Source organism: Ralstonia chuxiongensis (assembly GCF_024158925.1).
Taxonomy (GTDB): domain Bacteria; phylum Pseudomonadota; class Gammaproteobacteria; order Burkholderiales; family Burkholderiaceae; genus Ralstonia; species Ralstonia chuxiongensis.
The window spans coordinates 154,752-177,637 of sequence record NZ_JAMYWC010000003.1 but is presented as its reverse complement, the minus strand read 5'-3'; the positions used below and the strand labels follow the sequence as shown (position 1 = coordinate 177,637).

Annotated in this window: 24 protein-coding genes, 1 tRNA gene and 1 riboswitch; of the genes, 14 read left to right on the top strand and 11 right to left on the bottom strand. The window is 61.6% G+C overall.

All coding sequences use genetic code 11. The features are described from left to right. Positions 1-251: 251 nt before the first annotated feature. The 11 genes from NKG59_RS10015 to ydfG all read right to left on the bottom strand — a co-directional run bounded on the left by NKG59_RS10015 (position 252) and on the right by ydfG (position 8,562). Positions 252-327 (bottom strand) — tRNA-Lys (locus NKG59_RS10015). Between the two features lie 52 nt (positions 328-379). Then, the gene (locus NKG59_RS10010; protein WP_253536600.1) at positions 380-1,495 is read right to left on the bottom strand and encodes a YeeE/YedE family protein; all 1,116 of its coding nucleotides are present in this window, start codon (positions 1,493-1,495) and stop codon (positions 380-382) included. 6 nt (positions 1,496-1,501) lie between these two features. Continuing rightward, entirely contained in the window at positions 1,502-2,176 is a 675-nt protein-coding gene (gene queC / locus NKG59_RS10005) for a 7-cyano-7-deazaguanine synthase QueC (RefSeq protein WP_253536599.1), read from the bottom strand. Between the two features lie 165 nt (positions 2,177-2,341). Then, the gene (gene ybgF / locus NKG59_RS10000; RefSeq protein ID WP_045204585.1) at positions 2,342-3,127 is read right to left on the bottom strand and encodes a tol-pal system protein YbgF; all 786 of its coding nucleotides are present in this window, start codon (positions 3,125-3,127) and stop codon (positions 2,342-2,344) included. A 68-nt stretch (positions 3,128-3,195) separates the two neighbouring features. Further along, positions 3,196-3,717: a peptidoglycan-associated lipoprotein Pal gene (gene pal / locus NKG59_RS09995; protein ID WP_009238838.1), complete on the bottom strand. Its 522-nt coding sequence runs from the start codon at positions 3,715-3,717 to the stop codon at positions 3,196-3,198. Positions 3,718-3,746: 29 nt separating this feature from the next. Further along, positions 3,747-5,051, bottom strand: a complete 1,305-nt coding sequence (gene tolB, locus NKG59_RS09990; RefSeq protein WP_024976357.1) for a Tol-Pal system beta propeller repeat protein TolB — start codon at positions 5,049-5,051, stop codon at positions 3,747-3,749. Between the two features lie 67 nt (positions 5,052-5,118). Beyond that, entirely contained in the window at positions 5,119-6,147 is a 1,029-nt protein-coding gene (gene tolA / locus NKG59_RS09985; RefSeq protein ID WP_253536598.1) for a cell envelope integrity protein TolA, read from the bottom strand. 52 nt (positions 6,148-6,199) lie between these two features. Then, entirely contained in the window at positions 6,200-6,634 is a 435-nt protein-coding gene (tolR, locus tag NKG59_RS09980) for a protein TolR (protein ID WP_024976359.1), read from the bottom strand. Positions 6,635-6,646: 12 nt separating this feature from the next. Further along, a complete protein-coding gene (gene tolQ, locus NKG59_RS09975) occupies positions 6,647-7,339 on the bottom strand; it encodes a protein TolQ (RefSeq protein ID WP_004629517.1) in 693 nt (230 codons plus the stop codon). Then, positions 7,336-7,740, bottom strand: a complete 405-nt coding sequence (ybgC, locus tag NKG59_RS09970; RefSeq protein ID WP_253536597.1) for a tol-pal system-associated acyl-CoA thioesterase — start codon at positions 7,738-7,740, stop codon at positions 7,336-7,338. Before ybgC ends, tolQ begins: the two co-directional genes overlap by 4 nt. A gap of 69 nt (positions 7,741-7,809) precedes the next feature. Next, positions 7,810-8,562 (bottom strand): bifunctional NADP-dependent 3-hydroxy acid dehydrogenase/3-hydroxypropionate dehydrogenase YdfG, encoded by a 753-nt coding sequence (gene ydfG / locus NKG59_RS09965; RefSeq protein WP_045204589.1) that lies wholly within the window; start codon positions 8,560-8,562, stop codon positions 7,810-7,812. 139 nt (positions 8,563-8,701) lie between these two features. Then, positions 8,702-8,830, top strand: a riboswitch (ZMP/ZTP riboswitch). A 134-nt stretch (positions 8,831-8,964) separates the two neighbouring features. Here ydfG and glyA point away from each other — a divergent pair. The 14 genes from glyA (at position 8,965) to NKG59_RS09900 (ending at position 22,877) form a co-directional block, all read left to right on the top strand. Further along, entirely contained in the window at positions 8,965-10,212 is a 1,248-nt protein-coding gene (glyA, locus tag NKG59_RS09960) for a serine hydroxymethyltransferase (protein ID WP_253536596.1), read from the top strand. A 125-nt stretch (positions 10,213-10,337) separates the two neighbouring features. Next, positions 10,338-10,787 (top strand): transcriptional regulator NrdR, encoded by a 450-nt coding sequence (gene nrdR, locus NKG59_RS09955; RefSeq protein ID WP_027677963.1) that lies wholly within the window; start codon positions 10,338-10,340, stop codon positions 10,785-10,787. A gap of 170 nt (positions 10,788-10,957) precedes the next feature. Beyond that, positions 10,958-11,581: a type IV pilus modification protein PilV gene (gene pilV / locus NKG59_RS09950; protein WP_253536595.1), complete on the top strand. Its 624-nt coding sequence runs from the start codon at positions 10,958-10,960 to the stop codon at positions 11,579-11,581. Beyond that, positions 11,581-12,525 (top strand): PilW family protein, encoded by a 945-nt coding sequence (locus NKG59_RS09945; RefSeq protein ID WP_253536594.1) that lies wholly within the window; start codon positions 11,581-11,583, stop codon positions 12,523-12,525. Before pilV ends, NKG59_RS09945 begins: the two co-directional genes overlap by 1 nt. Further along, positions 12,516-13,145, top strand: a complete 630-nt coding sequence (locus NKG59_RS09940; RefSeq protein WP_253536593.1) for a pilus assembly PilX family protein — start codon at positions 12,516-12,518, stop codon at positions 13,143-13,145. Before NKG59_RS09945 ends, NKG59_RS09940 begins: the two co-directional genes overlap by 10 nt. A 65-nt stretch (positions 13,146-13,210) precedes the next feature. After that, positions 13,211-17,206: a pilus assembly protein gene (locus NKG59_RS09935; RefSeq protein ID WP_253536592.1), complete on the top strand. Its 3,996-nt coding sequence runs from the start codon at positions 13,211-13,213 to the stop codon at positions 17,204-17,206. Between the two features lie 13 nt (positions 17,207-17,219). Continuing rightward, the gene (locus NKG59_RS09930) at positions 17,220-17,705 is read left to right on the top strand and encodes a type IV pilin protein (protein WP_253536591.1); all 486 of its coding nucleotides are present in this window, start codon (positions 17,220-17,222) and stop codon (positions 17,703-17,705) included. A 5-nt stretch (positions 17,706-17,710) separates the two neighbouring features. After that, positions 17,711-18,304, top strand: a complete 594-nt coding sequence (locus NKG59_RS09925) for a GspH/FimT family pseudopilin (protein WP_253536590.1) — start codon at positions 17,711-17,713, stop codon at positions 18,302-18,304. Between the two features lie 88 nt (positions 18,305-18,392). Then, complete coding sequence (locus tag NKG59_RS09920; RefSeq protein WP_253536589.1) at positions 18,393-18,599, top strand: type IV pilus modification PilV family protein; 207 nt, start codon at positions 18,393-18,395, stop codon at positions 18,597-18,599. 1 nt (position 18,600) lies between these two features. Further along, on the top strand, positions 18,601-19,512 hold the full coding sequence (locus NKG59_RS09915; RefSeq protein ID WP_253536588.1) for a PilW family protein: 912 nt from the start codon (positions 18,601-18,603) through the stop codon (positions 19,510-19,512). Positions 19,513-19,541: 29 nt separating this feature from the next. Then, positions 19,542-20,123, top strand: a complete 582-nt coding sequence (locus tag NKG59_RS09910; RefSeq protein ID WP_253536587.1) for a pilus assembly protein — start codon at positions 19,542-19,544, stop codon at positions 20,121-20,123. A gap of 47 nt (positions 20,124-20,170) precedes the next feature. After that, positions 20,171-21,967, top strand: coding sequence for a pilus assembly protein (locus tag NKG59_RS09905; protein ID WP_253536586.1), 1,797 nt, complete (start codon positions 20,171-20,173; stop codon positions 21,965-21,967). Then, entirely contained in the window at positions 21,967-22,362 is a 396-nt protein-coding gene (locus NKG59_RS26410) for a type IV pilin protein (RefSeq protein ID WP_301288123.1), read from the top strand. Before NKG59_RS09905 ends, NKG59_RS26410 begins: the two co-directional genes overlap by 1 nt. Then, the gene (locus tag NKG59_RS09900) at positions 22,350-22,877 is read left to right on the top strand and encodes a GspH/FimT family pseudopilin (protein ID WP_253536585.1); all 528 of its coding nucleotides are present in this window, start codon (positions 22,350-22,352) and stop codon (positions 22,875-22,877) included. Before NKG59_RS26410 ends, NKG59_RS09900 begins: the two co-directional genes overlap by 13 nt. Positions 22,878-22,886: the final 9 nt, after the last annotated feature.

The window sequence follows — 22,886 nt, the reverse complement described above, 5'->3', positions numbered from 1 at the left end:
GAACCGGTTCCATTAGAGGATATGGTGGTTGTTGGTAGCTATCAGCGCTATAGAGGAAATCCCTAGCGGCGCCGGCAGAATGCGACGCGCCGGGCATGTGACCGGCGACGATCTGGGGATGACGCTATGGGAAAGGCGCAGCGTGCTATCGATGTCGAAGCTGCAGCCACGCAGAGCGCGAGGAGATGAAGTTGTCCGGAAGGACAGCCAAACAAAAAGGGCCGACAGTTGCCTGTCAGCCCTTCGAATTTTGGTGGGTCCTGCGGGATTCGAACCCGCGACCAATAGATTAAAAGTCTACTGCTCTACCGACTGAGCTAAAGACCCCAAAGACCGCGATTATAGGAAGATATCGGCGATTCTGTCAACGCCCGTCAGATCAAGCCAGACGCTCCATCCGCCACATCTGGTAGCGGAACGCCAGCACCGCGCCGATCACAATACCGGCCAGCGCGATGAACGAGCCGATTGCCAGCGTCGACACGCCCGACAGCCCCTGCCCGATCGTGCAACCCAGCGCCGTGACGCCACCAATGCCCATCAGGATGCCGCCAATGATGTGGTTGCCCGTGTCCTCGGCATTGGCAAAACCTTCCCAGCGGAACGAGCGCGTGGCCAGTGCCACCACCGCCGAGCCAGCAATCACGCCCAGCACGCTCACGATGCCGACCGTAAGCACCTTCGACGTATCGCTGAAGAACATCAGCCACTCCAGCGTGTACGACACCGGCGCCACGAAGCTCAGCGCTTCCATGCGGCCGCTGTTGGTCGCCACAAACGCTTCCTGCAGCGTGTTCGGATCTTCCTGCACGTAGCCGAGATGCCCCGAGACGTACCACATGCCGACGATGATGAGCCCGACGCCGATGCCTCCGAGCAGGTTGTCACCCGTGCGGAAATCGCGCGCGAGCAGCGCCCACAGCGACAGCGCCCCGCCAATCACCAGCGCCAGCACCAGGCGCAGCATGCGCGCATCGGCGAAGAACGCGTGGCCCAGCACGCTCGGTAGATCCTGCGACGTCGGCAACGTAATGGCCACGCTGTCCACCGTTGCCACACGCACCACGCCAAACACGCCCTTGAGCGTCATGTACGCCGCCAGCCCCAGAAACACAAACACGACGACCGACTTCAGATTGCCACCGCCAATGCGCACCAGCGTCTTGCTGCCGCAGCCCGAGCCCAGCACCATGCCGAAACCGAAAAGCAGACCGCCCACTAGCGACGACAGCCACAGCAGCTTGCTCGCCGTGTAGATCGTCTTGCTTGTATCGATCAGGCCAAGCCAGCTCAGGCACCCCGTGCCGATCATGGCCACGCCGATGGCCAGCGCCCACATGCGCAACCGGTTCCAGTCGCCGATGTTGACGACGTCGGACACCGCACCCATCGTGCAGAAGTGCGTGCGCTGGAGGATCGCGCCAAACACGAACGTAAGCGCAAACGTGGCCCACAGCACCGTGTGAGACAACGCGTTGAGGTCGATATCGGGCATGGTGCGTCAGATGTAGCGGGTGGGGTCGGGCACGCCGGCGGCTTCAAACCCGGCCTTGCGAATGCGGCACGAATCGCACACACCGCACGCGCGGCCGTCGTCGTCGGCCTTGTAGCACGACACGGTCAGGCCGTAGTCCACGCCCAGCCGCACGCCGGTCTGGATGATCTCCGCCTTGGTCATGTTGATGATGGGTGCGTTCACGCGGATGCGCTCGCCTTCCACGCCGGCCTTCGTCGCCAGGTTGGCCAGCGCTTCATAGGCGGCAACGTATTCGGGACGGCAATCCGGATAGCCGGAGTAGTCCACCGCATTCGCGCCAAAGAATAGATCACGTGCGCCAACCGCCTCGGCCCAGCCAAGCGCCAGCGACAGCATGATCGTGTTGCGCGCCGGCACATACGTGATCGGGATGCCCGATTGCGCACCGTCGGTCGGCACATCGAGCGCATCGTCCGTCAATGCGGAACCACCGAACTTGCGCAAGTCCAGATCGACGATTTCATGGCGCACTGCGCCCAGCGTCGCCGCCACTTTCTTGGCCGCTTCCAGCTCAGACGAATGGCGCTGGCCGTAGCGCATCGACAGCGCGTAAGTCTCAAAGCCATCGGCATTGGCCATGGCGAGCACGGTGGCAGAGTCCAGCCCGCCGGAGAGCAGGACGATGGCGCGTTTTTTCATGGGCGAAGCCTTGCAAAGCAAATCGGGAAGGCCCGCATTTTAGCGTGCCGCCGCCCTGCCCGCGCCCGGCCCGGCATATTCCCGCCATTCGGTGCCCCACCATGAAAAACGCCCGCCGGTGCAGCCACGGGCGGGCGTTTGTTTACATACCGGGCGGCTTGCCAATCAGCGCATCGTCTTCAGACGGCTTTGCGCGGTCTTGGCCTGCTCGGTACCGGGATACTGCGAGACCACCGATTCCAGCGTCTTGCGTGCGGCCGCCTTCTGGCCCGACTCGCCCTGGTTGGTCGCCACCTGCAACAGCGCATCGGGCGCCTTCGGATGCTGCGGATTGCTGCGCGCCATGTTCTCCAGCACGTAGCTCGAACCCTTGTAGTCGCGCTGCGCATAGAGCGCGTTGCCCAGCCAGAACTGCGCCAGCGGCAGATACGGGCTTTGCGGATACTTCTTCACGAACGCCGAGAACTGGTTGCCCGCGCCCTTGAAGTCGCCACCCTGGAATGCCTTGAGCGCAGCGTCGTATTCCGGCTTCTCGTTCGGCTGGACCATGCCTTCGCGGCCGTCCACCGTCGCTTGCTGCGGCTCGAACTTCTTCAGGCGCGCGTCCAGATCAGAGTAGTAATCCTTCTGCTGCTTGGTCAGCGTATCGACGCTGTTCTGCAGCACTTCGTTCTGCCCGCGCAAGCGCGCCACTTCCGATTTGAGCGTTTCAATCTGGTTTTGTGCGTCGATCAGGTTCTTGCTGTTCTGATCGATGCGCTGGGCCGCCGTCGACTGGAAGTTGTTGAACTTGTCGCGCATGTCGATGATGGCGCGGCGCGCCTCATCGTCGTCAAACACCCCCGCTGCCGCCGGGCCGGCCATGGTGAGGGCGCCACCCGCGACGAGCGTCGCCATCAGGATGGCCCGACGCATGGCCCCATAAGCGCGCTGTTTCATCATCGTATTCATGTGATTGCCAACGTAAGAACGCCGGCCGCAACCTCGCAGCCGGCGCGTTCCACTTCAAACCGTACCGATTAATAGACGATATCGGCGCGGCGGTTCTGTGCCCACGAGTCTTCGTCGTGGCCGGTCGCTTGCGGCTTTTCCTTACCCAGGCTAACGGCTTCCATTTGGCTGTCAGGCACGCCCATCGACGACAGGGCGCGACGCACGGCCTCGGCACGCTTCTGACCCAGTGCGAGGTTGTATTCGCTGGTGCCGCGCTCGTCGGTGTTGCCCTGGATCAGGACCTTACGCTGGTTGTGCGACTGGAGGTAACGCGAGTGCTGACCCAGCAGGCCTTGGTACTCCGGCTTGACCGAGTAGCTGTCGAAATCGAAGTAGATGCTGCGCTTGGCCAGCGGGCTGTTCGGGTCGGTCAGTTCGTCACGGCCCACGTCCACCGGGGTCACCGTGCGGGCATCAGCGCCAGTGCCGGCAGCACCGCCCGTACCGTTCTTGGCGGTGTCATCGAGCTTCACGCCCGAGCTGCAAGCGCCCAGGGCCAGCAGCGCGGCAATGGCTGCGAGTTTGATCATGGTTTGGGACTTCGACATGTCCGATTTCTCCTAGTGGAACAGCTTCGTTATTGCATGAAAGGACCCCACGCCGGCTCACGAACTTCGCCGGCCTGGAGGGAAAGAACCTGACGCGTACGGCCATCGGTCGACACGGCGGCCAACACCGATTTGCCGCCAACGCGCGTGGAATACAGGATGAACTTGCCGTTGGCCGCAAAGCTCGGCGATTCATCGTGCGATGTATCCGTCAGCGCATTCACATCGCCGTTGGACAAGTCCTGCGTGTACAGGCGGAACGCGCCGCCCACGCGTGAGATGTACGCCAGCAGCTTGCCGTCCGGCGACACACGCGGGCTCGTGTTGTAATTGCCCTTGAACGTCACGCGTTGCGCACCGCCCGACTCTTCGCCATCAACCGACATGCGATAGATCTGCGGCGCACCGCCACGGTCGCTGGTGAAATAGATATAGCGGCCATCCGGCGAGAACGACGGCTCCGTATCGATCGCGCTGCTGCGGCTCAGGCGGCGCAGGCCCGAGCCATCGGCGTTGACCATGTAGACCTGCGTATTGCCATCGCGCGAGAGCGACACCGCCACGTGGCGGCCGTCCGGCGACCAGGCCGGCGCCGAGTTGTTGCCCTTCTGGTTCGAGATGACCGTGCGGCGGCCCGCCACCAGGTCATGCACGTACACCACCGGCTTCTTGCTCTCAAACGACACATACGCGACCTTGGTGCCGTCCGGCGACCACGACGGCGAGATGATCGGCTCATTGCTCGTCAATGCGATCTGCGGGTTGGCACCGTCCGAGTCGGAAATCTGCAGCTGGAAGCGGCGGCCAACCTTGGACACGTACGACAGACGCGTCGCAAAAATGCCGCGCTCGCCAATCAACTTCTGATAGATGTAATCGGCAATTTCGTGTGCGGCCAAGCGCAGTTGGCCAGGGCCGCGCGTAAGCGACAGACCGCCCAGGCTTTCGCCCTTGGCGGTGTCGTACAGGCGGAAGCGGATTTCGTAGCGATCGCCGTTGCGGGTCACGGTGCCGCCCACAAATGCTGCTGCGCCCTTGGTTTTCCAGGCACCAAGGTCAGGTGCCGGGCTTTCCGGCACCACCGCACCGGCAACATCGACGTTCGAGAATCGGCCGCTGCGCACCAGGTCTGCCCGGACGATGGCCGAGAGGTTTTGCGGGGCCTGTGCCTCACCCTGGAAGTTGGCGATCGCGATCGGGTACTGGCTGGCGCCGACGCCCGAGATCTCCACGTTGAGCTGGGCATGGGCCACGCCGGCGCTTGCCGCAGTCAGCAGCAGTGCCTGCGCTGCGCGTCGGAACATCGGGATCCACATCGTTCGCATCATGTTCATCTTCCCTACTATCAAATCCGGAATCTGAGTACCGTCGGCCGGCGCCGCCTGCGCGCGCACCGACCCGTTATTCCTTCGGCCGGAACGTCAGGATGACGCTCGACGGCGCTTTGCCATTGGTATCGCGTGGCAACGGGTCAGAGCGCTCAACCGCGCGCATGACAGCCTCGTCATAGGCGCCGTTGCCGCTCGATTTCGTCAGCCGCTTGGACAAGATCGAACCATCCGGCGCCATCTGCACCGACACGACCGCCGACGGGTTGCCATTGACCGCCGAAGGATCAAACAGGATGTTCGGCTTGACCTTGGCCCGCACACGTTCGGCATACCCTGCCGACGCTGTACCGCCCGTGCCCTGGGCGTTGCCGACACCGCCGCCGGAGCCCGCCACCGTGCCCGTTGCGCCCGCACCTGCCATCGCGCGCAACCGATCCAGTTGGGCCTGACGTTGTGCATTGGCACGCGATTCATTCGCCTTACGCTCGGCGTCGGCCTTGGCCTTGGCTTCTGCGGCAGCCTTCGCTTTCAATTCCTTCTGCTTCGCTTCGGCTTCCGCCTTGGCTTTTGCTTCCGCCTGGGCTTGCAGTTGCGCATTCTTGCGAGCCTGCGCCGCGTCCGCGGCAGCCTTCTCGGCTGCCTTTTCCTTGGCCTGCTGTTCGGCCAGAGCCTTGCGCTGGAGTTCCGCCTGACGGGCTTGTTGCTCTTCCTTCAGACGGGCCTGACGCTGCGCTTCGGCACGGTCTTCCGCGGCGCGGCGGGCGAGCTCGGCCTCACGGGCGGCTGCAGCCTCCTGCTCACGCTTGCGCTTCTGCTGCTCCAGCGCGATATCGGCTTCCTCTTCCACCTTGGGCGGCGGCGCCTTGATCACCGGTTCCGGCTTGACTTCTGGCACGGGCGCGGCCTGCTGTACGGCCTGCTGAACCGCCGCTTCGTCCCACAGCTCCGCCTCTTCGCCGCGCGGGGTGCTGCTCTGCCACTGCACACCAAAGTACAGAAAGATGATCAGCAGAACGTGTGTCAGGACCGCCAGCCCGAACGCGCGCAGCGTACCGCGCTCGCGCACAGGCTCATAACGATGCAACGACGTCGTAGTCATGACGTTCAGGTTGCCCCGCCTTGGTTCGTCAACGCTCGGTTCATCAAGGTGCTCATGACGATTTCACCATCAGGCCGACGCGCTTCACGCCATCGGCCTTGAGCACGCTCATCACGGTCAGCACGCGGTCGTATTGCACCGACTTGTCGGCGGCAATCACGACGGGCTGATCGGGGTTTTCGTCAGTGCGCTGCTTCACAAATGCGCGCAGCTCGTTGTTGTTGGCGAGCTTCTGCTCGATTGCTCCCGAACCTGTTTTGACGCGAGCAAGGATCGTGCCGTCACCCTTGATGGTCACGACGATGGGCGGCTGGGTCTGTTGCGGCGTGGCGTTGGCCACGGAGGGCAAATTGACCACCCCCGGGTTCACCACGGGCGCCGCCACCATGAAGATGACCAGCAGCACCAACATCACGTCGATGTACGGAACGACGTTGATGTCGGCCTTGGCCCGTCGGGCGCGGCGCGTTCGCTGGATGGTAGCCATGAGCGCGGCTCCTTAGCGCGTCTGGCGCTGGAGGATGTTCGAGAACTCTTCCATGAAGCTCTCGAAGCGGTTGGCCAGGCGGTCCATCTCGGTGGCGTAGCGGTTGTAGGCAATCACCGCCGGAATGGCCGCAAACAGGCCGATGGCCGTGGCGACCAGCGCTTCGGCAATACCGGGCGCCACCGCCGACAGCGTCGCCTGCTGCACGTTGGACAGGCCGCGGAAGGCGTTCATGATCCCCCAGACGGTACCGAACAGGCCGATGTACGGGCTGACAGAGCCGACGGATGCCAGGAACGGCAGGTGCGATTCGAGCGAGTCCATCTCACGCTGGTAGGCCGCGCGCATGGCACGGCGGGAAGCATCGAGAATGGCGCTCGGATCGCCGCCGCCGCGCTGCAACTCGCGCGCCTTGAGGTATTCGCGCATGCCGGCTTCAAAGATGCGCTCCAGCGCCCCGGTGGTGTGGCGGTTGTTGGCGGCGCTCTGATACAGCGCCTGCAGGTCGCCGCCGGCCCAGAAATCGCGCTCGAACGATTCGGTTTGGCTGCGCGCGGCGCGCAGGGCAAAGGCTTTGCGGAAGATGTACGTCCAGGAGAACAGCGACATCACCAGCAGCAGGCCCATGACGAATTGGACCAGGAGGCTGGCGTGCAGCACCAGCGAGACGATCGACAGATCTTGTGTGACCTCGACGGGATTCATGCGGCGGCTTTGATGGTTGCGAGTACGGGAGCGGGAATCGGGGTCGGCCGGAAAGTGAGCCGGTCGACACATCCAACACGAATCGTGCCTGATGCGAGCAAAATGTCGCCGCGCCAGCCTTCCTGGGCGAATTGGACCGACGCGGGGCCGACCCGTTCCATACGCGAACGGATCTGCAGCAGGTCATCCAGGCGTGCTGGCGCGCGGTAGTCCACGGCGGTGCTACGCACCACGAAAATGGCCCCGGTCGTGTCGGCCAGCGCCTGCTGGTCGACCCCAAGCGCGCGCAGCCACTCAGTGCGGGCGCGCTCGAAAAATTTCAAATAGTTGGCGTAAAACACCACGCCACCTGCGTCGGTATCTTCCCAATACACGCGCAGGTTCCAGTCAAAAGAAGCCATCGGGTAATTTTACCAAGACGCAAGTGACGGCCAGCCATCCACCGACCGGCCGAGGGCTTGCGCTGGGATTCAGGCCATGCCTCGCGTCACGCTGGTGGCCGAGAATGACTGGCAAACGGGCATCAGCTCCATCGCGTTGACATTGAAGTGCGCGGGAAGCGCCGCCATCCAGTAGACGGCCTCGGCGATGTCATCGGCCGTCAGGGCTTCCGTGCCTTCGTAGACCTTCTCCACGCGGGCATCGTCGCCCTTGAAACGCACGTTGGAAAACTCTGTGCCGGAGCAAAGACCTGGCTCGACGTTCGAGACGCGTACGCGTGTGCCGGTCAGGTCCGCGCGCAAGTTCAGCGAAAACTGGCGCACGAACGCCTTGGTCGCGCCATACACGTTGCCGCCCGGATACGGGTACGTCCCGGCGATGGAGCCGATATTGATGATATGACCGCGGTTGCGCTCGACCATGGCCGGAAGCAACGCACGCGTCATATGAACCAGCCCGGAGCAGTTGGTGCCGATCATACGGTCCCAATCAGACAGATCAGCGCGCTGGGCGGGTTCGAGGCCCAGGGCCAGGCCCGCGTTGTTGACCAGCACGTCGACTTCGCGCCAGCCCTCAGGCAGCGTGCCCGGCAACGCCGCAACGGCATCGGCGTCCAGCACGTCCAGCACGAATGGCAGCACGGCGTCGCCCAATTCAGCCTTGAGCACGTCGAGGCGGTCCTGGCGACGGCCTGCCGCGATTACACGATGGCCTTCTCGCACGAAACGCCGCGCGATGGCCGCGCCGAACCCGGCGGTTGCGCCGGTCACGAATACGATCATGGAAGTGTCTCCGGACCTTAAGAAAGCGAAAGATCAGAGTTTACCTGAAGCCTTGATCCGCATTGCACTGCAATGTGCGTGTCTGCACGCTCGCTTCTTGCGGCGGCCATGGGGCTGTCGTACACTCGCGGGCAACCATTCCACCTTGCGCGACTGGCGAATCCTGAAGCTGCTTCAGCAGCTTCGACATGTGGGCAGCGACCACGAGGAAGCGCAAGGTTTCTGGCGTCATGCACAACGGCGCCTGCCGCTCGCCTGGGCAGCGAATGGGAAGCACAGGGTGACTTGGACACCCGCTGCAATCGGCCAACACCGGGCGCAGTTGTTCAAGCCGCGCGCATGTTTCCCCACGCCTCGCCCGATCTCCGCCATTTCCGTTTTGTTTCAGACCAGACACTCGCCATGTTCGAACGCAGCCGCTATACGATCGACCAGATCGATCCTGAAATCTTTGCCGCCATCCAGAAGGAAAATCAGCGTCAGGAAGACCACATCGAGCTGATTGCCTCCGAGAACTACACCTCGCCGGCCGTGATGGCAGCGCAGGGTTCGCAACTGACCAACAAGTACGCTGAGGGCTACCCCGGCAAGCGTTACTACGGCGGTTGCGAATATGTGGACGTGGTGGAACAGCTCGCCATCGACCGCGTGAAGCAGCTCTTTGGCGCGGAAGCCGCCAACGTGCAGCCGAACTCGGGCTCGCAGGCCAACCAGGGCGTGTTCTTCGCCGTGCTCAAGCCGGGCGACACGATCATGGGCATGAGCCTGGCCGAAGGCGGCCATCTGACGCACGGCATGGCGCTCAACATGAGCGGCAAGTGGTTCAACGTTGTGAGCTACGGCCTCAACGCGCAGGAAGACATCGACTACGAAGCGCTCGAGGCCCTGGCGCAAGAGAAAAAGCCGAAGCTGATCATCGCCGGCGCATCGGCATTTGCGCTGCGCATCGATTTCGAGCGCATCGGCAAGATCGCCAAGTCGATCGGCGCGTACTTCATGGTGGACATGGCGCACTACGCCGGCTTGATCGCCGCAGGCGTGTACCCCAACCCCGTGCCGCACGCTGACTTTGTGACGACGACCACGCACAAGAGCCTGCGCGGCCCGCGCGGCGGCGTGATCCTGATGAAGGCCGAGCACGAGAAGGCCATCAACTCGGCGATCTTCCCGGGTATCCAAGGCGGCCCGCTGATGCACGTGATCGCCGGCAAGGCAGTGGCGTTCAAGGAAGCCCTGTCACCGGAGTTCAAGGCTTATCAGCAACAGGTCGTGAAGAACGCTGCTGCCATGGCTGAAACGCTGATGGCCCGTGGCCTGCGCATCGTGTCGGGCCGCACCGAAAGCCACGTGATGCTGGTCGATCTGCGCGCCAAGAAGATCACCGGCAAGGAAGCCGAAAAGGTGCTGGGTGATGCACACATCACCGTCAACAAGAACGCGATTCCGAACGACCCGGAGAAGCCGTTTGTGACGTCGGGTGTGCGCCTGGGTTCGCCCGCAATGACCACGCGTGGCTTCAAGGAAGCCGAGGCCGTGACGGTCGCGCACCTGATCGCCGATGTGCTGGACAACCCGCACGACGAAGCAAACATCGCCGCCGTGCGCGCCAAGGTGGCTGAGCTGACCAAGCGGTTCCCGGTCTACGCCTAAGGCATCCGCCGATGGCCGGATCTTCCGGCCACGTAGTACCCTGCCGCGATGCGCCCGCCCGGGCCATCGCGGCGTTGTTCTTTTAGCGCAGTGCGTTCTTTGAGGTTGCCGAGGAGACCACCGGCATGAAATGCCCCTTTTGCGGCCACGCGGCCACCCAGGTGATTGATACCCGCATGTCGGAGGAAGGCGATACCGTGCGCCGCCGCCGTCGCTGCGAATCCTGCGACCGCCGCTTCACGACCTACGAACGCATCGAGCTGTTCTTCCCCGCCGTCGTCAAAAAGAACGGCAGCCGCGTCGACTACGACCGCAACAAGGTCAAAGACTCCATGCGCTTGGCGCTGCGCAAGCGCCCCGTTTCCGCTGAAGCCATCGACGAAGCCATCGCCCGCATCGAAGAAAAACTGCTCAGCCACGGCGAGAAGGAAATCGGCAGCGACCGCGTGGGCGAGCTCGTGATGCGCGAACTCAAGCGGCTGGACAAGATCGGGTACATCCGGTTTGCGTCGGTGTATCGGAGTTTTGAGGATGTGTCGGAATTTCGCGACATGCTCGACGAATTCCGCCAATAGACACTGTTTTCCCCCGCTGCTCCGGCTAGCGTTCCGACCAAAATTTCGGTTAAATCCGCTGTCAAAGCAAAGAAGTAGCACTTTGTCACAATCTTGGCGTACCATGCCCGGATAAGTGACGAAAGAAGCATTAAAAAAATAGTTGGTCGGAACAATTCGCGGGAGTCACCATGCGCCACGCTTTGCCGGGGAAAGCGCTTGGCTTCACCATGCTCGAAGCATTGATCGCCGTGCTGATTTTGGCCGTCGGCGTGCTGAGTGTCGCCAATCTTTTAATCAAGTCGTATCGGTTCACGCAGCAGGGGGCGTATGACACCCTTGCGCAGCAGCTCGCTGCCAATGTTGCAGACCGGATTCGCGCCAATAGCGGCGCCATGTCGTCCTACGTCTTCGACACGAGCAGCGCCAGCAGCATCACCGTAAGCACCAACTTCTATCAGAGCGGTAGTTCGACCGGCTGTTCGGGCTCCAGTGCAACGTGCAGCGCTGCCACCGTGAATTTCGACCTTTCCGAATGGATGAACGCTGTCAAAGCTTCGCTACCGGGCGGGCGCGGCGTGATCTGCTATGACAACCCGGCGTACAACTTAACCGGCGGCTTTTCGTGGGCTTGCACCGGCAAGACCACTGACCCGCTGGTGGTGAAGATTGGCTGGGTATCACGTTTCTCCAGCGCCGACCAAGGTACCGGCGTAGCGGCAAGCTCTGTGCTTGCCGACACCTCCGTCCCAACTGGGAGCAGCGTGCAAGCCTTGCCGCAAGCCATGATCGTCGTCGACACCGGAGGTAACTGATGCGTCGGCACAAACCTTTGGTGCGTGAGGCGCGCGGCTTCACATTGGTCGAGTTGATGGTCGCGCTGATCATCGCACTGCTGGTGCTCATAGCAACCGTGTCGTTCTATCTGATGACGCGGTCGACCTATACCACCATCGACGACAGCTCCAACCTTGAAGAGCGCGGCCAGTTCGCGCTTGGCGTCGTTACCCGTGCGCTGCGTCAGGCGGGCTTCACCCCTCTGAACTCCGCCAGCGGCGGCATGATGCAGCTCTACACGACCGACCCGCCAATGATCTCGGGGCTGGACGGTTGTAGCAATCCCGTCGGCGGCGACTCGTTGACGACGTGCGGCAGTACCCCTACGGCGAATGGCAACGACGCGATCGAGGTGCGCTTCTTCGGCTCAGGCACCGATGCCAACCAGGCGATTCCCGACAACTCCATGGTCGACTGCTCGGGCCAAGGGGTCGCCTCCTACAGCGACCCTAGTTTGGCTTCCAGCCAGCGCGGACTGTCCATCTTCTATATCCAAACCGACGCAACAACCGGTGTGCCATATCTGGCCTGCATGTTCCGGCCACGCGATAGCAATGGAGTTGAAGGCACAACGTTCGCGACGCAGCAGTTGGTGCCGGGCGTGGAAGCGCTGCAGTTCTTATACGGCGTCTCGACAAACGACACCGTGCCTGATGTCTACAAGCGCGCTGCAGACATGAGTCCTACCGACTGGCTGAATGTGTATGCCGTAAAAGTCGCCATGGTGATCCGCGCCGACAACGTTAGCGCGGACCCATCGGCCGGCACTCCAACATTTACATTGTTCGGCAGCGGATACACCAACACAGATGGCACGTTTACGCCCACGAGGAATCTCACGTCTGCCCGACGGCTGATTTCCGCAACGATCCAGGTGCGCAATTACCTGACCTGTTACCAAGGTGACAAGACATGCATCTGATGATTGCTTCCCAGCCAAAGCGCGCTGAAGGCTTCGCACTCATCACCGCGCTAGTGATGCTGCTGATCATCACCGTCCTTGCACTCGGCGGCTCACGCCTGGCGTTGGACTCCAAGCGCATGAGCCGCAACCAGCGCGACCGTGACATTGCCCTGCAGGCGGCTGAAGCGGCATTGCGGGATGCCGAATACGACATCACTGCCGGTGTCCGCAGCGCCAATTTCAGCCAGACGTCTGCCGCGGGCTTCCCCGCCAGCGGCTGCAATACTGGGGCAACCCAATCCAGTACGTCCACACTCGGCCTGTGCGCATCGGGGGATAGCACCAATCCGATCTGGAACACCGTCAGCTGGATTGCCACGGGCCCCACCGTGCAGACGGTCGGCTATGGCGACTTCACCGGCAGAACGTTCCCGATCGGTTCGGGGCTGCTGCCTGCGCAGAAGCCGCGCTACATCATCGAGCAAATGAACTACGCAAAGACGGGCGCAGATGCGAGCGGCGCCGACCGTCCCTTCTTCTACCGCATTACCGCCGTAGGCTGGGGGCCCAACAATAACGCACCAGTCATGCTGCAGAGCTACTACGTCAAGTCCGACTCGAGCGACCCTAGCAGCTGACCTCAACACTGCAAATCCACTGCGATACAACAACGTGAAAAACAGGCTCTTCCGGGGGAGCTGACATGAAAAACATAATTCGCTGCCTGCTGGCTCTATCTGTGCTGAGCTGGTTTACCGTGCTGGGTGCCGCCAACACGGTACCGACTGTATCGATCTCGACCGTACCGCTGTACGGCCGCAGCCAGAACGTTCACCCCAACCTGATGATGTCGCTGTCGGTGGAATTCCCCACGACGGGCGCCGCTTATCGTGCAGCGTATGACAGGTCGAAGACCTATCTTGGGTACTTCAACTCCGCCAAGTGCTACAACTACGACGCGACCAACGGCTACTTCGTCATCAGCGGTGCCGCCAACTCGTACTTCGAGTGCTCAGGCAACTTCTCGGGCAACTTCATGAACTGGGCGGCCTCATCGGCCATCGATGAATTCCGCATGGCGATGACCGGTGGCGATCGTGTAGTCGATACGCCGAATCAAACTGTTCTACAGCGCGCCGTGCTGCAGGACAGTTTCTTCCGCAATGGCTCGTACTTCCCGGTGAAGTCCGTCACTGGTGGCTCTAGCAGCACTGGCAGTAGCCCGAACAAGGTCACGCCCTTCAGCTATTCAACGTTGTACGTCGTGTCCTGCGGCAACCACATCTTCTTTGCCGACCAGGATTACACCCTCCGTCCTAGCAGTAACGGGAAGACTGTCGCCACCAGTTGCAGCGGCCCTGGCGGGTATGGCGATCAGTTCGACAGCAAGGGCAACCTCACGGAGCGCCGTTCGTTCCGTGTACAAGTTCAGGTATGTGATACCAACGAAGCGACAACGCGCACCGACCTGTGCTTGAACTACAACGGCAACTACAAACCGGTCGGCCAGATGCAGCTGAACGCCGACCGCATGCGCTTTGCCGCATTCGGCTACCTGAACGACAGCACCAACAACCCGAACCTCGTGCAGAACGAGCGGTACGGCGGCGTTTTGCGTGCGCCGATGAAGTACATCGGCGCAACTGCTGTGGACCGCAATCTGAACTCGATCACCAACACGCAGGCAGAGATCAATCCAACCACCGGTCAATTCATCGTGAATCCGATGGGAGCAGCCGAAGGTAACAGCGGAGTCATCAACTACCTGAACAAGTTTGGCCGCACCAGCGTGCAGCTTTCGGGCCAAGCCATCGGCTATATGGGCGGTCCGACGGATAATCCAACGGGCAACTACAAGACCTATGACCCAGTAAGCGAGATGTTCTACGAGAGCATCCGCTATTTGCAGCACCACCCGGACGGCCCGACACCAGAAGCCATCGCTGGACTGCCCAATGTCGGCTATGCCGACAACTTCCCGGTGTACACCTCCTGGGGCAAGACGGTTGATGACGATCCGATGCTCAACAGCTGCCAGCGTAACTATGCCTTCCTGATCGGCGACATCAACACGCACGAAGACCACTACATTCCCGGCAACAGCAAGACCGGCGAGGGCGACCCCACGCGTCCTGCAGACACCTACAGCGGCTTCAACGTCCGTGACTGGACGAACAAGGTTGGCGCGCTCGAAACCAATACTCCCGCTGCCGGCAACAGCAATCCGCTGAGCGGCAGCTTTACGAGCCTGGGCGACGTTGATCACGCGACCTCTCACTGGGCGTCCTACTACCTTGCGGGTGTTGCCTATTGGGCGCACACGTATGGTTTCCGGCCAGATATGCCTAATGCCCGTGTGACGACGTTCGTGATCGACGTCAACGAGAACGGTAATGGCACAGTCGGCCAAACACAGCGCCAAAGCCAATTCTTCCTGGCAGCCAAGTACGGCGGTTTCAACGACACAAACAACGACGGCAACCCGTTCAAGACGTTTGGCCCCGATGGCACCACCGTCGTCGCCAACAACACTGAGTGGGAAGCCTCGCCTGCTGGCTCGAACGTCCCTTACAACTGGTTCCTGGGTGGCCAGCCCGACACCATGATCGCGGCCATCAAGAAAATCTTCACACAGATCACGTCCTACGGCGGCACGCTGTCCGGGGTTGCGCTATCAAGCGGCCGCATTACCGTGAACACCAGTGGTGGCACCTATGTCTACACACCCGGTTTCGATCAGAAGTGGAACGGCCGCTTGGCGGCCTTTGCACTGACGCTGAGCGGCACCAACGTCACTGTCGCCACCACGCCGACGTGGGAGGCCGGCGCGCTTCTCACGACCGCCATGCAGAAGTCCGGCGGCCCGGCCAACCGGGCTGTCTACACACTGAACTCAGATGCGTTGGCCGGGGCTCCGCTGACGTGGACCGGTATTTCCAAGTCTCAGCAGGCTCTCCTAAACACCAATCCGGATTCGGGATCAACGGACAGCAATGGCCAGTTGCGCCTGGCGTATCTGCGAGGTGATCAAAGTAATGAACAAAACCTGACTACGAACACCGGGGCCTTCCGCGCGCGATCAAGCGTGCTCGGCGACATCATCGGCTCTGCACCTGTCTACGTAGGCAATCCGTCTTCGTCGATCGTCGACAACGGGTACTCGACGTTCTACAGCAAGTACAACGGTCGTACCCAGATGGTGTACGTGGGCGCCAACGACGGCATGATGCACGGATTCAATGCCTCGTCTGGCGAGGAAGTCTTCGCCTACGCGCCGAACGCGGTGTTCTCGAACCTGACCCAGTTGACCTCGCCATCGTACGCGCACCGCCTCTACGTCGATGCAACGCCAACGGTGGGCGAGGCACAGGTAGGCGGCAACTGGAAATCGGTCCTCACTGGCGGGTTTGGTGGCGGAGCGCAAGGTGTCTACGCCCTGGATGTGACCGATCCGACTGGGTCCAAAGGCACGGGCTTCTCTACATCGAGTGTACTGTGGGAGTTCACCGACAAGGACGATGCCGACATGGGCAACGTCATGGGTAGCCCACTCATTGTCAAGCTCAAGACGGGTTATGACAGCAACACCAAGCTGCCCATCTACAAGTGGTTCGTGATGGTGGCCAATGGCCTGAATTCCAATCAGGTCGACACCAACTACAACGCCAACGCACCTGCCGCACTATTCCTGCTGTCACTGGACAAGGCGCCCGGGACTGCCTGGCAGCTCGGTACGAACTACTACAAGATCTCGACGCCAGTACCCAACGGTACACCGCCATATACCACCGCCAACGGACTGTCCACGCCGGTCGTGGTTCCCTCCTCCAATGGCAGCGTCATGCAAGCCTATGCTGGAGACCTGCAAGGCAATCTGTGGAAGTTCGCGCTCTCCGGCGACTCCACCACATGGAACGCTGCTTCCGCCCTACCTCCATATGGGGGCACGCCTATCAAGCCGCTATTTACGGCAACAGACAGTCTCGGTCGCCGACAGCCCATCACAATGGCACCACGCGTGGTCTTTGCGCCGGGCGGCTACATGGTCCTGTTTGGCACGGGCAAGTACTACGAAGCCTCTGACACTGGCACGCCGTCGCAAACCAACAGCTTCTATGGCATCTACGAAGATGGCAACAATAGCCACTACGTCAGCGGCGGTCGAAGCCAGCTCAATACCGTGCTGGCAACGGCAACCTCCGACGGGAAGGCTTACACCCTGAGTTCGCCAGCCTACGCGCTCGGGTATTCTTCGGGCCGCAAGCCGGGGTGGAAACTGGACTTCCCTGATAACTCCGAAAAGCAAGTCACCGCTGCGGTGACATCTGACGGTGTCGTGTACTTCAATACGCTCACGGGTGGCGACGGCTGTGGCAACAACGGCAGCAGCCGAAGCTACGCGCTGAACGTCATGAACGGCATGCCGCTCTCAGGCGTGCTGTCCGGATACCAGTCGAGCACTGGTGTGCTGGGTGCACCGACTCTGATCATCGTATCCGTCACCAACACGACCCGCGACACGGTGGGGGGCGGCATTGAAACCAAGACTAAGATCGTGTTGTCGCCTGGCGCACAAGGACTGACCGTCGGCAACTCGAGTGGCTCCAGCGGCTCAGGCGGCGCGACGACAACCACATCGTCACGCAATGTCCGTATGGGTTGGCGCGAGGTCCGCAATTTCGTGCTGAAAACGAACTGAGTCGAAGGTCATTATGAGTGCGCTCCACCCTCCCCTACCTCGTCAACACGGTTTCACGTTGGTAGAACTGATGATCACGATCGCCATCGTCGCCATCCTGTCGGCGGTGGCATACCCTTCCTATACGCAATATCTACAGAAGGGCCGCCGCGCCGAAGCAAAGGCCTCGTTGATGGAGAACATGCAACTGTTCGAGCGGCACTACGCGCAGGTGAATACGTACGCCGTAAACGCCACCACCTTGAACCAGGTATGGCAAGGCTACAAGCAATATTCCGGTGATACAGCTCCCAGTGCCTCCTTTACGCCTAGCTACAGGATCGCCGCAGGCGCTTGCCCGGCCTACGGCACACCAGATCAGTGCGTTGAACTGCAAGCCATACCCAACAAGGGTGACCCGACTTGTGGCACGCTCGTCTATCGCAGCACAGGGGAGAAGGCGAACATCATCACGGGAACGACGGCGTACGTCATTCCGCCGACCTCTGGGTGCTGGTAAGCGTCATGGGCATCCTTTCTTTCACAATTTCTCGTCGGCAACGCGCCTTCTCGTTGTTAGAGCTGCTGGTCACCATCGCCGTGATTTCGGTGATGTTGGTACTGGCGGCCCCCAGCCTCAACGACTTCATGCGCAAACAACGCATCCTGACCACAACGGACGCCATCACATCCGCCATCGGACAGGCACGCACCCGAGCACTGGCCAGCAATAGCTACGTCACAATCGCTCCACTCGGCGGTGATTGGAAGAATGGGTGGCAAGTCTTCTCCGAGGGCCAGAATCCGGACGGTTTGTACACGCCTGGCACCGACATCCTCATTAATCAGTATGACCCACTCCCTGCAGGCATGAGCATTAGCTACAACAGCACAGCGTTTGCAGGAGGCGTTGGCACAACGAGTGGCAGCTATTTGATCTACGGCCCAAATGGCTATACCACTAGCGTCACGCGGCAGCCTCAGGTCATTGCATCGTTCTATGTCACGTACAACCAAGGTGGTGGCATAACGCGCCGTGTCATCGTCAATGCGCTTGGCCGCGCGCGAACATGTGACCCCGCTGCAGACACCACCTGCATTCCCACGGCAACACAGTAGCGATCGCCACCAAACGTAACAGTCAAACACCCGCATATCTCCTAAGGTAGGTCGGTTCTTGTGGCGCCCAACGCGCCTTTGCCGACTCATGCCTAAGTACCGTCGTCACCTCCCCCGCACCCCGCTGCGCCAGCACGGCGCCATCCTGATCGAATCGCTCATCGCCCTGGCTATTCTGTCGCTGGGCGCGGCAGCCATGTTCCGCGCATTTGATAACCTGCGCGCCCTCAGTCACGCTGCGAATCAACTTGGCGTAGACACACGCGCTCAACTCGAGCAAACGGAAATTCGCTGAGATGGCCCGACCGCTAGCCCCGCCTGCGCGCGGGGTATCGCTCGTCGAACTGTTGGTTGGCATGACCATCGCATTGATGGTGTTGGGCATCGCGCTGCAATTGACCCTCATCGCGCGAGCCCGCTACCAGCGGATAGCCGACGAAGCCCTGATCCAGGATCGTGGCATGGAGGCTCTTGAATTCATCGGCAAGGTGATACGTCAGGCAGGTTGGATCACCGATACGCCGATCGCGTCGTCGGTACGGCGCTGGCCAAGCTCGAATGCCGTTTCATCGCTGCTCGGCAAAGACAACTGCGGACGGCCACATATGATTCCAGCTTTCAACTGTGACCGCCCTGGTGAAGGTGCAAGCGATGCACTATTGGTGCGCTTTTCCGGCCGAGGTATAGCTGGTGACGGCGCCATGCGCGACTGCCTCGGCTACAGCGTACCGGAGCGCCAAGCAACACTAGGCGACCCGCGTTTGGGCGGTCTCATGCTCTACGTCAACTACAGCGATGCCGCAAAGGTGCCGCAACTCGTCTGTCGTGCTTTCCAACGAAACACCGACACCCCCACCGATGGCTCGTCCGACGCCATCGTCCGCGGTGTCGAAACCCTCCAGTTGCTCTACACAGTTGCCCCGACCGAAACGTCGACCGCCACCATTAAGTCTGCGCGCTTCATGCACGACGACGATTGGTATCGCGTACGGCTCGTCCATGTCGCTGTCGTTGTGCAGGGAGATCGCTATGCCCTCAAGCCGCCCAGCGCGGACACGATCTCCCTGTTCCCCGGACTGGCTGCAGAGCCAGATGCCCTCGCCGAAGACCTCCACTTCCGACCGGCAGACCTACGTCGCAACCGCGCCCATTTCGGGGCCGCGTTTGCGGTGCGTAACCCACTGCGCTGCGAGGTCGACGCATGCTGAACCCGCGCGTCAACAGGAGCGGCTTCTCAATGATTGCCGTCACTGGCGCAGTGATCATCATGGGGCTACTCATGATGGGCTCCCTGCATCTGGTCCTAGACCACAACCGTCGCGCCGCGCTGTCTGCCGACCATGCGCTCGCGATGCACGAAGCAGAAAGGGCGTTGGCCGCCGCGGAATGTGAGATCGCGATCGCCGCAGACACCCCCCACCGCGAAGGCTGCCATACCGAACCGGACGCCGCACGCGTTGCGGCACTCGATCCCGTCTCCTTGGCCGGCTTTGTTCCACAACAATGCGGAAAGGAGACAGCGAATCGCGGCCTGTGCTGGCCACAAGAGGGACAGTCCGTCGAGACGCTTTCGGGGCTGCTGCTCGACGAACGCCATGCGATACCGCTTCTTTCCTCTGAAGACGGTTGGCGTCAACCGGCACATCGTGCCCGCTATGTCATAGAGCCGATCAGCGACGCCGTGCCTGGTCAATGGATCCACGCCAATGCGTCCCGCGCGCCTGTGCTCTTCCGCATTACGGCAGTAGGTTTCGGAGCAGACGAAGCCGTCAATGTGAGACTGCAAACCATCTTTCGCCCCCGGGGGACAGAGCTTTGATGTGCAGGCCCATCGCCGTCGTGCTGATGGCTATCCTGGGAGTTTCAATGCCTGCAGCACCTAAGGATCACCCAGCGTGGCATTTGCCGACACACATCATCGTCGCGCGGGGCGCCGACGCATGGAGCGGTCGTCTGAGGGCCCTCCACTTTCTACCTACGCTGGGTACGGTCGATGCCCCTGCTCCAACAGACCTTTGGGAGGCAGGCGAACTGCTCAATGCAATGTCTGTGGATGCGCGCCAGCTCTGGACGTTCCGCAATCGTGACTCTGTACAACACACGCCGGTAAGCTTGCAATGGGAAGCCCTATCTGACACGCAGCAAGCCTTGATCGACACAGAAGACGAATTGGGACCGGCGCGGATCGATTACCTCCGTGGCATCCGACGATACGAACAGGGCGAGTCAGCCATGCGGCCGCGAACAGGACTGCTTGGTGCCATGCGGAGCGCACGCGTGCAACTGCTTGGGCCGCCCGACTTTGTGCTCGACGCGCGCCACCTCAATTTCCGACAGCAACATGCGCGACGGCCGTGGATGGTCTACATCGGTGCCAACGACGGCATGCTGCACGGATTTGATGCCCTCACCGGTGTAGAGCGCTTCGCCGTCATACCTGACGCTGTCCTAGCGCTTGCGGCCAGGAATGCTTCGCCAGGGCGGCCGGTGCCACAACCGGTCTGCGCGCGCCCATTCGCGGCCGATGCATGGACGGGCACCCAATGGCGTTCGGTACTCACATGCACCAACGGTGCGATGGCGCCGGGCCTGTTCCTCGTCGACGTCACCGATCCGACCTCTTACGCCCCGCCACCCATGCTGGCGTACGACGGTAGCGACGGCGAGGGTATTGGCGAAATGGAAGGGCCTGTCCCCGTGGTCGCCGTACCTAACGGAGACGATTCCGGACCACGCTGGTTTGCCATCAGCGGCAACGGCAAGGGAAAAAGCAACGCCAACGCAGCAAGCAAGCTGCTGTTGCTGGCGCTCGATCAGCAACGTACAGCCGCCTGGCAGCCGAACCGCACAGCCTATGCGATCAAGGTACCGGCGGACGCCAGTCGTGGCGGCCTGGGCGCGCCCGCGGTAGCCATTGGGGCGCAGGGCACAGCCAGTGTGGCTTATGCCGCCGACGCTCAGGGCCAAATCTGGCGCTTCGATCTAACCGGCTCTCCGCCATGGCTGAACGCGCTCGGCAACAACCAGACAGACCGCAGCCTCCCGCTTTTCACGGCCACGTCGCGCTCCGGTTCGATACAGCGCATCCTCGCGCCGATTTTGCTTGCCGCGACGGCCGGTGGTCCGCGACTTGTCTTCACCGCCGTTGATAACGAGGGCAATGCCACCCTATATGGGGTGGCAGACAGCGGTTCACGTCGCCTTTCGCGCGAGAGTTTGGCGGGCCTTGGCGTGACGGACCTGGCTGCCGGCGCCATCATCGAACCCAATGTCCAAGGTTCGCCGAATGGTTGGCGCATCGACCTGCCCGGCGGTCAGGTCCCTGACGACCTCATCACCGCTGGCTCGCATAGCCTGCTGCTTACCACGCGCGATACCAAGGGACGTGACCGCGCTTATCTGCTCGATGCACTGACGGGACTGCCGCCTCGCGAGGACGGTCGTACCGGCCACGTACTCGCTAGCGCGCCGCTCGTCACCGTACAAACCCAAGCGCCGAGCACTGCCCCCAGCACTGCCCCCAGTGGCAAGCCCACCCAAACAACGAATACAACGCTGTGGCACCTTGAAGGCGGCCGCATTCGACAAATTGAAACACGTAGCTATACGCGTCAGCTCGGCCGCTTAAATTGGCGGGAAATGACTGAGACGGGCGCGCGCTAATGCGGCAGCCACATGGATTCACGCTACTCGAGCTCATGGTCGTGCTTCTAATTGCCGGTGTGCTCGCGCTCGCAGCGTTGTCGGCTTGGACTACGTACTGGGAGCGCACGCGTCGTGCAGCAGCCGTTACCGCGTTGGTCGCCGCCCTATCGGAACTGGAGGTGCGCCATGCGCGCGCTGGAAAGTATGACGGTTTGCCAATCTCCGGCCCGATACCGCATGTCGATGGGTACCGCATCCGCAGCCAGCCGTGCTCCGGCCTCGGCACGGAATTGCCGCCAACCCAATGCGTCGAGGTCATCGCAATCCCTGAGCGCGAGGACATTGGCTGCGGCATGCTTGTCTTGCGGAGCACCGGACAGCGTTGGCCTGCAGAATCGGCATGTTGGCCGTAAACGGTTCGAAAAGACGAGTGCCGCAAGCCGGCGTCACGCTCGCCGAATTGACCATCGTGACCGCAATCGTGGGGATACTTGTCACAGCAGCGGTGCCCCCGATCATTGATCATTGGCAGCAAGAGACAGTCATCCTGCTAGCTGATCGCCTGGCCAGTGCGCTGTCCTTGGCCCAGAAGACGGCACAGCATCGGCGGGTTCGAACACTGCTCACCCCGCGCGACTCCTCCCGTGGTTGGGCCAGCGGCTGGCGGCTGCTCGAGTTTCCCCAAGGGGCCCACGCTGATTCTCTATCGGATGGAAGAACATTGTTGTCCGAACCCTTGCCGACGGCGCCCATTGTGCGGCTATATTCGAACCGGCCGGCCGACGCGCTTTCCTACGAGCCTATGGGATACTCACGGATATCCGGCGCCACGGTAACAATTTCCAGTGGCCGGCATAGACGTAACGTGGTCATCAGTGCCGCTGGCCGCACCCGCGTCTGCACGCCAAATTCGAACGGCGACTGTTAGCTAGAACAC